The 15169-nt window shown below is 59.5% G+C and carries 12 protein-coding genes; all 12 read left to right on the top strand.

Annotation, left to right across the window (positions count from 1 at the left end; genetic code table 11):
- Positions 1-9: 9 nt before the first annotated feature.
- The 12 genes from PHD22_RS02650 to PHD22_RS02705 all read left to right on the top strand — a co-directional run bounded on the left by PHD22_RS02650 (position 10) and on the right by PHD22_RS02705 (position 15079).
- Positions 10-1221: a TIGR04063 family PEP-CTERM/XrtA system glycosyltransferase gene (locus PHD22_RS02650; RefSeq protein ID WP_299861894.1), complete on the top strand. Its 1212-nt coding sequence runs from the start codon at positions 10-12 to the stop codon at positions 1219-1221.
- Entirely contained in the window at positions 1218-2330 is a 1113-nt protein-coding gene (locus tag PHD22_RS02655) for a glycosyltransferase family 4 protein (RefSeq protein ID WP_299861897.1), read from the top strand. The genes PHD22_RS02650 and PHD22_RS02655 overlap by 4 nt, the downstream gene beginning before the upstream one ends.
- 7 nt (positions 2331-2337) lie before the next feature.
- Positions 2338-3708: a phenylacetate--CoA ligase family protein gene (locus PHD22_RS02660; RefSeq protein ID WP_299861900.1), complete on the top strand. Its 1371-nt coding sequence runs from the start codon at positions 2338-2340 to the stop codon at positions 3706-3708.
- A gap of 43 nt (positions 3709-3751) precedes the next feature.
- Positions 3752-5086: a putative O-glycosylation ligase, exosortase A system-associated gene (locus PHD22_RS02665; RefSeq protein WP_299861902.1), complete on the top strand. Its 1335-nt coding sequence runs from the start codon at positions 3752-3754 to the stop codon at positions 5084-5086.
- A 14-nt stretch (positions 5087-5100) separates the two neighbouring features.
- Positions 5101-6636 (top strand): exosortase A, encoded by a 1536-nt coding sequence (gene xrtA, locus PHD22_RS02670; protein WP_299861905.1) that lies wholly within the window; start codon positions 5101-5103, stop codon positions 6634-6636.
- Positions 6636-7895, top strand: a complete 1260-nt coding sequence (locus PHD22_RS02675) for a glycosyltransferase family 4 protein (RefSeq protein ID WP_299861908.1) — start codon at positions 6636-6638, stop codon at positions 7893-7895. Before xrtA ends, PHD22_RS02675 begins: the two co-directional genes overlap by 1 nt.
- The gene (locus tag PHD22_RS02680) at positions 7888-9300 is read left to right on the top strand and encodes a glycosyltransferase (RefSeq protein WP_299861911.1); all 1413 of its coding nucleotides are present in this window, start codon (positions 7888-7890) and stop codon (positions 9298-9300) included. Before PHD22_RS02675 ends, PHD22_RS02680 begins: the two co-directional genes overlap by 8 nt.
- The gene (locus PHD22_RS02685; RefSeq protein WP_299861913.1) at positions 9297-10142 is read left to right on the top strand and encodes an AAC(3) family N-acetyltransferase; all 846 of its coding nucleotides are present in this window, start codon (positions 9297-9299) and stop codon (positions 10140-10142) included. The genes PHD22_RS02680 and PHD22_RS02685 overlap by 4 nt, the downstream gene beginning before the upstream one ends.
- A 35-nt stretch (positions 10143-10177) precedes the next feature.
- A complete protein-coding gene (locus PHD22_RS02690) occupies positions 10178-11359 on the top strand; it encodes a beta-L-arabinofuranosidase domain-containing protein (protein ID WP_299861916.1) in 1182 nt (393 codons plus the stop codon).
- Positions 11349-12521, top strand: a complete 1173-nt coding sequence (locus PHD22_RS02695) for a glycosyltransferase family 4 protein (RefSeq protein WP_299861919.1) — start codon at positions 11349-11351, stop codon at positions 12519-12521. The genes PHD22_RS02690 and PHD22_RS02695 overlap by 11 nt, the downstream gene beginning before the upstream one ends.
- Before the next feature lie 183 nt (positions 12522-12704).
- Complete coding sequence (locus tag PHD22_RS02700; protein WP_299861922.1) at positions 12705-14168, top strand: oligosaccharide flippase family protein; 1464 nt, start codon at positions 12705-12707, stop codon at positions 14166-14168.
- On the top strand, positions 14168-15079 hold the full coding sequence (locus PHD22_RS02705; RefSeq protein WP_299861924.1) for a glycosyltransferase family A protein: 912 nt from the start codon (positions 14168-14170) through the stop codon (positions 15077-15079). The genes PHD22_RS02700 and PHD22_RS02705 overlap by 1 nt, the downstream gene beginning before the upstream one ends.
- Positions 15080-15169 lie beyond the last annotated feature (90 nt).

The following is a 15169-nucleotide window of genomic DNA, read 5'->3' on the forward strand; positions in this document are numbered from 1 at the left end:
CCGTCGTTCATGCGAATCCTACACGTACTTGACCATTCGATTCCGCTGCACAGCGGCTACACGTTCCGCACGGCCGCGATCCTGAGGGAGCAGCGTGCCTTGGGGTGGGACACTTTTCATCTGACTTCGCCGAAGCAAGGAAGCACGTCGGCCGCCGTGGAGGAGGTGGATGGCCTGCGTTTCTATCGCTCCACCGTTCCATCGGCGGGGCCACCGGGAATCAATGAGTGGCGCCTCATGCAGGCGACGGAGTCCCGTCTCGACGCGCTGGTTCGGGAGCTCCGGCCTGATGTCCTGCATGCCCACTCGCCGGTGCTCAATGCCATTCCGGCCCTCCGGGTGGGGCAGCGCCTCGGCATCCCGGTGGTGTATGAGATCCGGGCTTTCTGGGAGGATGCAGCTGTCGACCACGGAACCACTTCGGAAGGCAGCCTCCGTTACCGGGTAACCCGCGCCCTTGAAACCTGGGCGATCAAGCGGGTGGACCATGTGTTCACCATCTGTGAGGGCCTGCGCAAGGATATTGTCGGGCGGGGCATCGCGGAGGCGAAGGTCACCGTGATTCCGAATGCGGTGGATATCGACAATTTCCAGATGTCCGCACCAGATGCCCAGACAGCTCAGCTTCGGCAGCGCCTGGGGCTGGAGCACTGTGTCGTGCTTGGCTTTGTGGGTTCCTTCTATGCATACGAAGGTCTGGACCTGCTGCTGGAGGCCTTTGCTGCCGTAGCGTTGGCACGTCCCGAGTTGCGGGTTCTGCTGGTGGGTGGGGGGCCCCAGGATGCACGCTTGAAAGCTCAAGCCCAGGCGTTGGGCATTGCCGGCAAGGTGGTGTTTACCGGACGGGTGCCCCACGCCGAGGTCAGCCGTTACTACGACCTCATTGACCTTCTGGCTTACCCGCGTCACTCCATGCGGCTGACCGAACTGGTGACGCCCCTCAAGCCGCTGGAAGCCATGGCCCAGGGACATCTTTTCGTGGCGTCCGACGTCGGGGGGCATCGGGAGCTGATCAAGGACGGGGAGACCGGACGTCTGTTCCAGGCTGGGAGTGCTCAGGCCCTGGCTGCCGCAGTCACCGACATGCTGGATCACCGGGAGCGCTGGCCGGCCATGCGCCAGGCGGGCCGCCATTTCGTTGAAGAGGTCAGGAACTGGAAGAATAGCGTGGCCAACTACAAGCGTGTCTATGATCGCCTGGTGCCAGGCAAGACAGCATGAAGCTGACCGGCTTGCGGATTGCGCTGATCGGTCCGCTGCCCCCCCCCGCGGGGGGCATGGCGAACCAGACCCGTCAATTGCATGAGTTGCTCTCTGCAGAAGGCGCTTGCGTCGAGGTGGTTCAGGTCAATGCTCCCTATCGCCCCGCCTGGATGGGCAAGCTCCAGGGCGTGAGGGCTCTGGCCCGGTTGCTGCCTTACCTGAACGCCCTGTGGCAGGCGGCCGGGCGTGCCGATGTCTTCCATGTCATGGCCAATTCCGGGTGGTCCTGGCATCTTTTTGCCGCACCCGCGATCTGGATCGGTTCCCTGAGGGGGGTTCCGGTGGTTGTTAACTATCACGGGGGAGAGGCAGAGTCCTTTCTCCGGGAGCATCTGGCCTCCTTTCGGCGGACCCTGGCCAGGGCATCCTTGCTGGCAGTCCCGTCGGGGTTTCTCGAGGATGTTTTTTCCCGGTTCGGGATTCGCAGTCAGGTGGTGTCCAACGTGGTGGATCTGGCGCGCTTTCATCCCGCGGCCCCAGGGCGTGTCGCGGAGCCGCATCTGGTGGTGGCTCGCAATCTGGAAGCGATCTACGGAATCGATACGGCTCTCCAGGCCTTTGTCCACATTCTGCAGCGCTGGCCGGGGGCACGCCTTTCTCTCGCGGGGAGTGGCCCCCAGGAGAAGGTGCTGCGGGATCGGGTGGAGGCCCTGGGGTTGGGAGCGCAGGTCTGTTTCACGGGCCGGCTTGACCGGGAAGCGATGGCCAGCCTGATTCGGAGTGCCGACCTGATGCTTAACCCCAGCCGTGTGGACAACATGCCGATTTCCATCCTTGAGGCACTGGCCAGCGGGGTGCCGGTTGTCAGTACGGATGTGGGAGGGATTCCCTATCTGGTGCGCCATGGAGAGAGTGCCTTGCTGGTCCCCCGGGATGATCCGGCCAGCATGGCCGGAGCGGCGCTGAGGATCCTCTCTGATCCGGCGCTGGCAGGGCGGCTGCGTGAGTCCGGGCTCAGGGAGGTCAAGTCCTACAGTTGGAGCGTGGTCAGGGAGCATTGGGCGCATGCCTATTCAGAGGCAGGCCTGGGCAGATCCAGACCGATTGTTCAAGGCGTTCAGGTATAGGAGCATCATGTCCGATCTATATGGCCGATTTGTCTCCCGCGTGCTTTTTCCCTTGCAGGAGCGCTTGAAGAAGCATGCAACCGTTCGGGTCCGGCGGGAGATGGAGGCCTCCCAGTGGTGGTCAAGGGAGCGCATTGAGGACTTTCAGGCTGAGCGCCTGAAAGCCTTCCTCATGGATGTGAGCCGTCATTCACCGTATTACCGGCAGGTTTTCCAGGATCGCGGCTTCAATCCGGCATCGCTCACTTCGATTGCCGACTTGCAGAAACTGCCTTTCCTGACCAAGGCGCTGATCAAGGCCCATAGCGACTCGTTGCGGGCGGACAATGCGGTGGGATTGTCCCGCTTCAATACCGGGGGGTCCAGCGGAGAGCCGCTGATTTTTTTCATCGGTACCGAGCGGGTGACCCATGACGTGGCCGCCAAATGGCGTGCGACCCGCTGGTGGGATGTGGATATCGGTGACCGGGAGGTGGTGATCTGGGGATCTCCCATTGAGCTGGGTACCCAGGACCGGGTTCGTCTGATTCGCGACACCCTGATGCGGACCCGTCTGCTGCCTGCCTTCGAGATGTCCGATCTCAAGGTGGAGGGGTTCATCGACACCATCATCCGGATGCGTCCCGCAATGCTTTTCGGTTACCCATCAGCGATCTCCCACATCGCTGGGTACGCGGAGCGCAAGGGTATCCGCCTGGACAATCTCGGGGTCAAGGTGGTTTTTGTCACCTCGGAGCGGCTGTACGATCATCAGCGTGAGCTGATCAGTCGTCTGTTTGCATGCCCGGTGGCCAATGGCTATGGCGGGCGGGATGCCGGTTTCATCGCTCATCAATGCCCCTCGGGCTCCATGCATGTCACTGCAGAAGACATCGTGGTGGAGATCATCGACAGTGAGGGACGGGTACTGCCGGCAGGCGAAGCGGGTGAGATTGTCGTGACCCACATGGCAACCCGGGATTACCCCTTTGTGCGCTACCGAACGGGCGACGTGGGCGTGCTTGGCCGTCAGGCCTGTGCCTGTGGTCGGGGCTTGCCCGTCCTGAGTGAGATTCAGGGCCGCAGCACCGACTTCCTGATCGCTGCGGATGGCACCGTGATGCATGGCCTTGCATTGATTTATGTTCTTCGGGATATTGCGGGCGTCGCATCATTCAAGATCGTTCAGGAGAGCCTGGGCTTGACGACGGTATATGTCGTGCCCGGGCCGGCCTTCCTTGCGGAGGATGTTGATCGGATTCAGGCAGGTTTGAAGCGCAGGCTGGGTGAGCAAGTCGTCATTGATGTCAGGCTTGTGGATATGCTGCCTGCAGAGGCCTCGGGCAAATTTCGTTATGTGGTGAGCCGGGTGACTGCGGGCGGTGTGGTGAAGGGTTGAAACCGGCTGCCATCGGAGCCAGGGGAGAGGCAGGGCGTGAGACGTGCGTGACCTACTTGTATTGCTGTTGTTTTCGTATGGAGCGATACGGGCGCTCAAGAGTCCCTATTACGGTGCCTTGCTGTGGGTGTGGATCGGGGTCATGAACCCCCACCGCCTCGGCTGGGGGTTCGCGTATTCCATGCCCTTTGCGCTGGCTGCGGTGGCCATCACCGGGGTCTCGATGTTTGCCCATGCCAGGGAAGTGCGCTGGCCGAAGGGAGCGCCCATCACGATCCTCATCCTGATGGTGATCTGGATGGGGCTGACAACTGCCCTCGCGATCCATCCGGCGGACAGCATGAGCGTTTATGTGGATGTGCTGAAGGTGATGCTGATGGTCGTCGTCACGGCCGCAGTCGTCCGCACCCGGGAGCAGATTGTCGGGTTGATTGGCGTGCTCGTGATTTCCATCGGTTACTTCGGTGCCAAGGGGGGCATATTCACGTTGAGCACGGGCGGCAATCAGCGGGTCTGGGGACCGCCGGCCAGTCCGATCGAAGGTAACAACGAGCTGGCCGTTGCGCTCATCATCACCATTCCCCTCATTTATTACCTGATCCAGCAGTCCGAGCTGATCCTCAAACTGCCCGCACTGCAGAAACTCGGCAAAACCTGGCTAAAGCGCCTGTTGTTCGTCCTGATCGGACTGTGCGCGCTGGCGGCCATCGGCAGTCAGTCACGAGGCGCCTTCCTGGCCATCAGTGCCATGTCCGCTGTCTTGTGGTGGCGCAGCAAATCCAAGCTCACGATCGGTATCGTGCTCCTGATCATGGCGCCCGCGGTGTTGCTGTTCATGCCGGAAGGCTGGACCGAGCGCATGAACACGATCCAGACCTATGAGCAGGATGAGTCGGCCATGGGGCGCATCAATGCGTGGACCATGGCGTTCAACATTGCCAACAGCCGTCCTGCGGGCGCGGGGTTCGTGACGGATACATCCTTCATTTACCAGATGTATGCACCCGATCCCAACTTCGTGATCGTAGCCCACAGCATTTATTTCCAGATCCTTGGCCAGCATGGCTACATTGGCCTGCTGCTTTATCTTCTTTTCTGGTTCCAGACCTACCGCATTGGAGGACGACTGATGGCAGCTTCCAGGATCCGGCCTGACTTTGAGTGGGTGGGGCAGCTGGGAGCCATGTTCAAGGTTAGTCTCATTGGTTTCGCAGTAGGTGGTGCGTTTCTCAGCCTGGCGTACTGGGATCTGCCCTTTTACCTGATGGTCATCCTGGTGACGACAGATCTGTGGGTCAAGGACAAGCTGGCGGAGCCTTCTTCGAGCTCCACTGTCCAGGGGGCACGGAGTGGTGCTGATGGCTTGCGTGCAACCTAATGGGAAATGATCGGATGTCCTTTTTCAAAAACAAACTCCCGTCTGCGCTGATTTCCCCGTCAGGGGCTGTTGCCCTTGCGGTACTTCTGGCCTGGGTCGCGATCCTGTTGAGTTTCGCGCGTCATGTCGCGCTGGTCCTTGAAGCCTGGGAAACCTTGCCGAGTCATTCCCATGGTTATGTGGTGTTGCTCGTCGTTGCCTATTTTCTGTGGATGAAACGCCCCTTGCTGGCCGAGCTGAACTTCGCGCCCTCCTGGAAGGGGTTTGTGTTTCTGAACATCATGGGCCTGGCCGCCCTGCTGGGCAGCATGATCTCCGTTGCGGCAGTGGTTCAGTTTGCAACGGTTTTCATGATGTTCGGAGCGGTCTGGGCCATTGCGGGAGACCGTGCCGCAAGAGTGACCTTCGGGCCTCTCAGTTTCCTGCTCTTTGCAGTGCCTTTCGGCCATGAAGTCCTGCCGGTCCTGATGAACTGGACTGCAGATGCGACCGTTGCCGCCCTTCGTGGCAGCGGCATTCCTGTGTATCAGGAGGGTCGTAATTTCATCATCCCGAGCGGAAGCTGGTCCGTTGTGGAGGCATGTGGCGGCATTCGCTACCTCCTCACCTCGATTTTCATCGGTGCCGTTTTTGCCTACATGACCTACACCCGTCCGCTCAAACGCATGGTTTTCATGCTTTGGGCGGTTGTCATGCCCCTTGTGGCGAACTGGATTCGTGCTTACGTCATCGTGGTGGTGGCCCACCTGAGCGGTAACGAATGGGGGCTGGGAATGAGTCACCTGGCCTTGGGCTGGGTGATTTTTGGCCTTGCGATCCTGGCAAGTTTCGCTGTCGGTGCGCGCTGGGCGGATCCTCAGCCGGTTCTGCCGACGAGCATCCCCGCAGTCCCGGCGATACCCTTGCGGAAGGTGTTTCTGGCAGCGTTTTTTGCTGCTGTGGTTCCTGTGGTCTGGTATGGGGCTGCCCTTGGCGTGGAGGCGGCGGGCAAAGCGGATACGCCCATCCTGGCCATGGAGTCCCTTTCCCGTCTGGAGCGCAGCACCTCTGCCGTGCCCGGGATACAGCCCTCATTCCCCGGAGCGAAGGTGGTGCATCAGGGCACTTATGTGTTTGAGGGAGAGCCGGTCGAAGTTTTCATTGCTTTCTTTCGTGATCAGACTCAGGGCGCCGAAATGGTGAATGTATCAAACAAGCTGGAGCCCTCCGGTGACTGGAGCTGGGGCTATTCAGGCAAGGCTGGACGCGCGTCGGCTGAACTGCCCGAGATGCAACTGGAGGGGTATGTCCGTGGCCCCCGCTATGCGGCGCTCCATCGCCTCTATTGGGTAGGGGGAATGACCACTACCGGCGAGATCACCAGCAAAGTGTTGCAGGTTCTGTCCCGGCTGCGGGGGCGTGGAGATGATTCCGCCTTTGTCGCCTTCACTGCTTACAGTGGGGAGAGTGTGGCTGACGCCAGTCGCAAGCTGCAGGCCTTCGAGGCGGCGCTGTTGGCCGGAGTCCTGAAAGATCTGGACCGTACCGCGCTTGAAGGGCAGGCTCATTGATGAGTGTGAAGGCCTTGCAACAGCGCGATGTGCCGTGCCTCATGGTGGCCAGCATCTTTACACCGATCCAGGGCGGATCGGCGACGGTCTATGCCAACCTGTGTCGCCATGCGCCCGACGGCAGCATGGTGGCGCTGGCCACCCGCCGCCACTATGAGAGCGGGGAGGAGATCCCCGGCTGGCGGGAGCACGATCTCCGATGCGGGTTCCCCGTGTACCGCGTAGACCTGCTGCGTCCGCAGGTCATGCCTCCCCCCGCCAACAAGCTGGTGTCGCTCTGGCGCCACCTGACCATCGATATTCCCTTGAAGTTCCAGATTGTGAGTCAGGTCTGGAGCTTGATCAGAAAGCACGACATCCGCGTGATCTGTATTGGTGAGCTGGCCTCCATGGCCTGGCTGGCCTTGTTGTTCAGGCGGCTCTTGGGTACCCGGATGGTGCTCTATGTGCATGGGGAAGAAATCACCCAGCGGCTGAATCTCGGCTCCTTTGGCCGACGGCGGGCGGCCCACCTGAAAGCGGCGGATGCCGTGGTGGCTGTGAGCCGGTTTACCGAGCAGGCTCTTGTGGAGCAGATGGGGGTTTCCCGGGACAAGATCTGCCTGATTGAAAATGGCGTGGATACTCAACGGTTTTCACCAGGCCCTGACGACCCGGAGTTACGGGAGCGTTTTGGTCTGGTGGGCCGGAAGCTCGTGGTTACGGTGGGTCGGCTGGTTCCCCGCAAGGGCTTCGATAAAACGATCGCAGCCTGGTCCGGGGTGTGTGCCGAGCACCCAGACGCCCATCTGCTGATTGTCGGCGACGGACCCCAGCGCGCAGAACTGCAGGCCATGGCTGATGCCTCGGGCGTGGCCGATCGAATTACCTTTGCCGGTTCGGTGGATGACGCCACGCTGCTGGCGGCCTATCGCAGTGCCAGTCTGTTCGTGATGCCTAACCGGACCATGCCGGATGGCGATACGGAGGGGTTTGGACTGGTATTCCTTGAGGCCAATGCCTGTGGCCGGGCGGTGGTGGGGGGGCGTGCCGGAGGCGCAGTGGAAGCCGTTTCCGATGGGGTGAGCGGTCTGCTCGTCGACGGCGAAAACGTCGACGAGATTGGCCGTGCCATTGGTCGCATCCTGGGGGATGACGCATTCCGGAGCCTGCTTGAAGAGGGGGCGCTTAGACACGCTCAGGCCAACAGCTGGGGCCGTCGGGTGACAATTTTCCAGAATCTGTGTCGTTCGCTGCAAAAGGGAGAGAAGAATGTCTGAGCCGCGCACCTTGCTGGTGATTGCGGGCGAGTTTCCGCCGCTCAAGACGATTGGGCGAATCCGCACCGTCAAGTTCGTCGATCAGCTTCGTCAGCACGGCTGGCGCTCGATCGTCATCACCCTCAAGCCTTCCGGCACCGAGCCCAACTACGACCCGTCCCTGATGGCGGAGATCGTCGATGGCGTGGAGGTTGTCCGGGTGCCCATCCGCAACCGGGAAGACGAAATCGCCAACGCGGTCAAGCGCCTGCTCGGGCGCAAGCCGGCCGCGCCGGCGGTCAGTGCCGGCACTTCGTCCGGCGCCGCGGTGGCCGTGCCAGCACCGGTGGCCACCGCCGCTTCCGGCGGGCTGATGGATCATGCCCACGCGATGACGCGCTGGGTGCTGCGCAGCTTTGTGGATGTGCCCGACGACTTCCGTCTGTGGGCTGACGAGGCTCTCAAGGTGGCCCGCAAACTGTGCGCCGAGCGCCACATCGACGCGGTCTACACGACCCTTCCGCCTTTCTCGAGCATGTTCGTGGGCCACGCGCTGCGCCGCGAAACCGGCCTGCCGTGGATCGCCGACTACCGTGACCTGTGGTACGGCGACGTGCTGCGTGAGTGGGTGCCCGACTGGCGCAAGAAGATCGAACTGCGCATGGAGCGCCGCCTGCTGCGCGAGGCCGATGTGATTGTCACCGTCTCCGAGCCCAAGACCGCCTACATGCAGCGCCTGCATCCGGAGCTCAAGGCGCGCTGGGAGACCCTCACCAACGGCTACGACACCGAGCTCTACGGCGAACGCAAGCGTACGCGTCCGTTCACCGGCGAGACCATCGAGTTCGTGTACACCGGCCGGCTCTTCAAGAACCGCCGTGGTCACGCCTTCGCCGAGGCGCTTGGGCGCCTGCACCGCAGCGACCCGGCCCTCGCCGCCCGGGCGCGGGTACGCATCCTCGGTGGGGTCGAGCCGGCCATCCGCAAGCGCTATGACCAGATCCTCGCCGAGTACGGCATCGCCCACCTGTACGATTTTGCCGGTGACGTGAGCTATGCGGAGGCGATGGATGCACAGGTGAACTGCGACTATCTGTTGCTGATCGTGGATACGGGCGAGACGTCCGATGGTGTGATACCGGGCAAGCTTTTCGAATATGTCTCGGTGCGCAGGCCGATCTTTGCCCTCTGTGATCCGGGTGCCACCCAGCAGATCATCGAGCGGGCCCGGCTGGGCAAGGCGGTTCCTGCTGAATCCGTGGAAGCCTGTGAGGCGATGTTGCGGGAGTGGCTGGCCCGTCCGGTTCCACAGACGGTGGACTCCGACGATGCCTATCTGGCTCAGTTTGACCGCAAGGCCATCAGTGCCCGTCTGGCCTCCCTGCTCGATGAAGTGGTGGCAGGTACAACCGAGGGTAGGACATGAGCCGGCTGACTTCCTTGAAACAATGGGTGAAAAGCACGGCAGCCCGTACCCTCTGGGCCTATGGCGCCGACGAGTTGATTGCCCGTCTGCGTCAGTGTGGGGTGGTGCCGGGGACGACCCTGGTGGTTCACTCATCCTGGCTGCCTCATAACGGCTTTCAGGGAAAACCTGCGGACCTGGTGAAGGCGCTCAAGCTGGCGGTGGGGGACAAGGGATTGCTGGTGATGCCCTCCATGCCCTATCACAACATGAGTTCTGCCCAATGGCTGGCCAAGGGCAAACCCATGAACGTGGCCCGCAGCCCATCAATGATGGGCCTGGTATCAGAGGTCTTCCGCCGCAGCCAAGGTGTGCGCAGAAGCCTCAGTCCTACCCACCCGCTCCTGGCCTGGGGACAGGATGCTGCGGAGTTCATTGCCGGACACGAGCAGGCGGATCGTCCCTTCGGGGCTCGATCGCCCTTTGCCCGGATGCTTGAACGGGATGCCCTGATCCTGGGTTTCGACGCCCCGTTTGCCTCTTTCACATACACCCATTTTGTCGAAGATCAACTGGAAGCAAGCTTGCCATGCCCCCTCTATGAGCCTGTGCCCGTGGAGGGGCAGGTGCTGGATGCAGATGGTCATCTTCTCCGCTGCCCAGTAAGGGTTCTCTCGGCCGAAGCCAACCGTCTGCGCCGGGAAGTGCGGCTGGTGGAGCACCTGAAGCAGGCGGGTGTCCTCCGGGAGGGAAAGTTGGGTAACACGCGCCTGACCTGGATTTCTGCGACCGATCACAGCCATCAATCGGCCCGTTTTGTGGCAGGAGGAGGACATTTTTTCGATGCTCCTCCCCGCACATGATCGAATAACGCATTGCGAAGAACTGGAAAAAACCGATGAACATCAGTGAAACCCTCCGTCAGAAACGTCTCGTCTTGAAAGACACCCTCGGTCTTGGGCTGACCCAGCCCACCGACAATCGGGTGCACCTGGATGCCGCCATCGCCTGGCTCAAGCATGCTCAGGATGTCACGGGCAACGGAGGTGTCGCCCAGACATGGCTGGTGCGTTCCCGCCGCTGGGCGCCGTCCTACCCGGAGACCACCGGCTACATCATTCCAACCCTCTACCGTTATGCGGCCCTTTCCGGTGACGAGGACTCAAGGGTTCGCGCCCGTCGCATGGCCGACTGGGAAATCGATATCCAGTTGCCGGAAGGAGGGGTCCTGGCAGGGGCACTCGGTGATTCCGATCAGCCGACGGTCTTCAACACCGGGCAGGTGATCTTTGGCTGGGTGCGTGCCTTCGAAGAAGAGCAGGACGAGCGCTACCGGGACGCGGCGGTCAGGGCCTCCCGTTGGCTCTGCGACATCATGGACGATGACGGGTGCTGGCGAACCTTCGGCTCCCCGATGACTGGCAAGCACATCAACACCTATAACACCCGTTCGGCCTGGAGTCTGGCGCGCACGCATCAGATCACCGGCGAACAGCGTTTCCTGGATGCGGCCGTACGTAACTGTGAATGGGCGCTGACCCAGGCGCGGGCCAACGGCTGGCTGGATACCAACTGCCTGCAGGACAACAAGCAGCCATTCACCCATACCATCGCCTATGCCATGCGTGGCCTGCTGGAGATCGGTGCCTATGCGCAGCGGGAGGATTTCATTCTGGCTGCCCGCAGGATCGGTGATGCGATGATTGCTGCGCTGCCGGCGGATGGACGTCTGCCGGGACGCTTTGATGAAAATTGGCAGCCTACGGTCAAGTGGTCGTGTCTCACGGGTGATTGTCAGCTGGGTATCAACTGGGGCCGCCTCTTCCAGATAACGGGAGAAGGGGCCTACCGGGATGCGACCACCCGGATCCTCAGCTTCGTGAAGCGAACCCAGTTGCTGGCAGGAGACGAGCGAGCTACGGTGGGGGGGATCAAGGGGTCTCACCCAGTCAATGGTGGCTACCATCCCTGGCAGTACCCCAACTGGGCGACCAAGTTTTACGCGGATGCGCTGATGATGGATAGCGCGAACCGTAGCGGCAAGCGATATGGTCTGACGGGTCAGGACAATGCCGTCTGAGCAGAGATCCGGGCATCCACCGGGTAAGGTTCTCCTGTTCCAGCCCTTCCACTTCGATCTGCTGGGGGGAGTGGATGTCGTTGTCGAAAATCTTTGGCGGGGTCTTGAGCGGCAACAGCCTGGGCTTGCCTCGATCGGTGTTCAGGACTGGACAAAAGCGGGTGACTTCGTGGATGCAGAAGGTCGGCGCTTCCTCCATATCAACTTGCCGCAACCACCCGATAAAGGTTTGGCAGCGCAATTTCGCTATTTCATTACCCTATTGCGCCGGATTCCGCCGGTTGTACGGGAGTTGCGACGTCGGGATATCACTGTAGTCAATTTCCATTTCCTTACCCTTAATGTCTTTCCATTGGCGCTGATCAAGCGCCTGGGCTTGTGGCGAGGGCGGCTCGTCTTGAGCTTTCATGGTTCGGATGTTCTTGCCGTCGATCCCAAACGCCCAGCCTGGAAACTGATTGCTTCACAAGTCGATGAGGTCACTGCTTGCTCGAACGCGCTGGCGGAGCAGGTCAAGGCCCTCAATCTGTTCCGGCGCCCGCCGCAAGTCGTTTACAACGGCATCGATATTCCAGGCTTTCTGAAACGGGCAGACGGAGTGTCATTACCCGTTCCCGAGCCTTACATCCTGAATGTGGGAACCTTTGTGTCGAATAAGGGACAGGATGTACTTCTCGAGGCTTTCGCCCTGATCGCCCGCTCCCGTCCACTGCTAAATCTTGTGTTTGTCGGTGGCACCGACAATGGCGTCTGGTTGGCCACCCTGCGGGAGCGTGTGGCGGCTCTGGGATTGGAGGAAAGAGTTTTTTTCTTCGAAAATCAACCCCAGAAGCATGTGGCAGCCTTGATGAAGAATGCTGTTTGTTTAGCCCATTCTTCTCATCGTGAAGGCTTGCCCATTGTACTAATCGAGGCAGGTGCCTGCAGTCTGCCCATCGTGTCTACGCAAGTCGGGGGAATTCCCGAAATCATCGAGTCCACAGAACAGGGCCTGTTGGTCGAGCCGGCTAACAGCGGAGCGCTCGCGTCAGCGATTGCTGCGGTCCTGGAGTTACCGGCGGAGGCGGATCGGCGAGCAGAAAATCTCCGATCAAGGATCAACTGTTCGTTTTCGGCGGAGTCGATGGTCAGCGGCTACAGGAGAGCGTATTTGAATGTTTGATTCTGGCGGGAAAATTTAATGCCTTGTAGCCAGGTTGAAGCATGTAAAAACTGCTTTGAAGTTCTTCTTGGATCCTGACGGACATCCGCCGTACAGGATCACGTCAGTGCAATTTGAAATCAAGAAACGCAAGAGTCAAGCTGGGCAGGGAGTTTACGCCATTGATTCGAGGAGAAAAGTAGGGTGAGTGTATTAAGAGGTCTCGCGATCAATTATATGGAAAAGTATGGTCTGATGCTGGTCGGCTTCGGATCATCCATAATTCTGGCGAGATTTTTGTCGCCCGACGATACGGGTATTTTCTCCGTCGGCATGTTCGTCATCTCCCTTGCGCATACGGTGCGTGACCTGGGCGTCAGTAGCTATATCATTCAGGAAAAAGAACTGACCATTGATCGCCTGAGAAGCGCCCAGTTCGTCACCCTCGCCATGTCCTGGCTGATGGCGATCTGCCTGGCGGTTCTGAGCGGCCCGGTGTCTGCTTACTATGCGGAACCTCAGGTGCGCGAGATCATGCTGGTGCTGGTCATCAATTTCATTCTCCTGCCTTTTGGTTCAATCACGATGGCGCTTCTCAAGCGAAATCTGGAGTTCGGGAAGCTGTCGAGCATCAACGTGGTTTCATCGATCAGTCAGGCTGTCACTTCGGTTACCCTGGCCTATTATGGCCATGGCGCCATGAGCCTGGCATGGGGTGGGGTGGTGGGTAGCTCGATGTCGGTAGCCTTGTCGATGCTGTGCCGTAAGCCGCAACAGCCTTGGCTTCCGGGTACCGGAGAATTGGGCCGGGTGCTCGACAAAGGGGTCAAATTCAGCGGGGCAGGGATATGCTATGACATTGGCCAGGGTGCTCCGGAGCTGATCTCGGCCAAGCTTCTGTCCTTTCACGATGCCGGCTTGTTGAGCCGCGGTGTGGGTGCAGTGATGCTGATTCAAAAGCTTTTTGTCGATGCAGTTTATCCGGTCATGCTTTCCCATTTTGCTCAGGTGTTGCGCAATCAGCCCCAGCAATTTCGGGAGAAATATCTGGCTTCTTGTGTCAATTTGGCAACCTTGGCGTGGCCAGTGTTCGGTTGCTTCGCTGTGGTCTCTGGTGATGTGATCCTAGTCTTGTATGGCGAAGCTTGGGCGGACGCAGCAGTGCTGGCATCAATCCTTTGCATCGGCGCGGCCGTCGGAGGGCTTAGCGGCATTGCCAGCAGTGTCCTAGTCGGAGGCGGCGAGGCTGGAATCTCATTTAAGTTGCAGTTGGCTGTCCAATCTTCTAGAGCTGTACTGGCGCTGATCGGTGCGGGTTACGGGATTGCGGGGGTCGCGGCTGGCATGGCGGTAGCAGATGTCTTGGGTGCCTTTTCATTCGTCATCGTTGTGGGTCGAAAGTACGATGTAGAGGTCACTCGGATGGTGAATGCTCTGGTCAAACCAGTCTGTGCTGCCGTAGTCATTACATCCCTGACGCTGATTCTGAGGTCGAGTCTGATGGATATCTCGGCATTTTCCAGGCTCGTGATCATTGCAGTTGTCGTGACCGCTGCGTGGTTTGCGCTGCTTCCTGTCGTCAATAGGCTGCTGTGGGACGTTCTCAACAAGCTTGGTGCTGCACTGCTGGCAAAGGTGAGCGCCATGGTGGGCATGGAGAAAAAGTGATGAAACGTGATGGAATCTTGCTCAGTGTGATTATTTGTACGTACAACCGCGGAGATCGCCTGGGAATCCTGTTCGACGCCCTGCGTAAATTGCGTACGGACGGCACATTCAATGCCGAGTTTATTTTTATTGATAACAACTCGTCGGACAACACCAAATCCGAAATTCTGGGCTTTGTAGAATCAGTTACTTTCCCGGTTGATTATGTTTTTGAAAAAAAGAGGGGTTCGAGCGCTGCGAGGAACGCTGGAATCAAGGCTGCATCCGGATCGGTGATTGTGGTTCTCGACGATGATTGTCTGCCTGCCCCGGATTGGCTGATCAAAATTGCTCAGTATTTTTCCCGGTCCGATGTCGATGTGGCAGGTGGGAAAGTGCTTCTCTTCAACCCCCTGGATCTTCCCATGTCGATCCGGACCAGCGAAAATGATGTCTCGCTGCAAAGGCTCGATCAATTGTTTGGAACGATCCCCGGCTGCAATATGGCATTTCGGCGGAGCGTCCTCGAAAACATCGGTCTGTTCGATGAAGAACTGGGCGCAGGTCTTCCGCTGGCCGGGGAGGATGTCGATCTGATTTACCGGGCGCTCAGAAAAGGATACAAGCTGCGATACACGCCGACATTTTGTGTGTATCACAATCACGGCCGTCGGACATCACTAGACGCAAGCTTTTTGAATAGATCATACGTCCGGGGGCGTGGTGGGATTTATGCTAAATATATACTCCAGAAGGATTGGAAAATGGCCAGGATGGCTTACTGGGAGATGCGGACACTCTTTCGACAGGCTGCCAGAAAAATTATAGCCGGGGAGGGGCCAGCCCAGGATTTGAAGGACATGGGCTATCTGGCACAAGGGTTTTCGGTCGTTACCTGGAAAGCGTTGTGGGGCTGTAGAGACTCCGTCTAGAGATGAGAGGTTCTTGGGCTGTGGGTTTGTCTTGGTGCAGGCCCTTCGCTACATGATTAGTTTTTGTCTGTCCGAATACGCTAACCAGTT

Origin of the sequence: Zoogloea sp., from assembly GCF_028693495.1 — a bacterium.
GTDB lineage: Bacteria > Pseudomonadota > Gammaproteobacteria > Burkholderiales > Rhodocyclaceae > Zoogloea.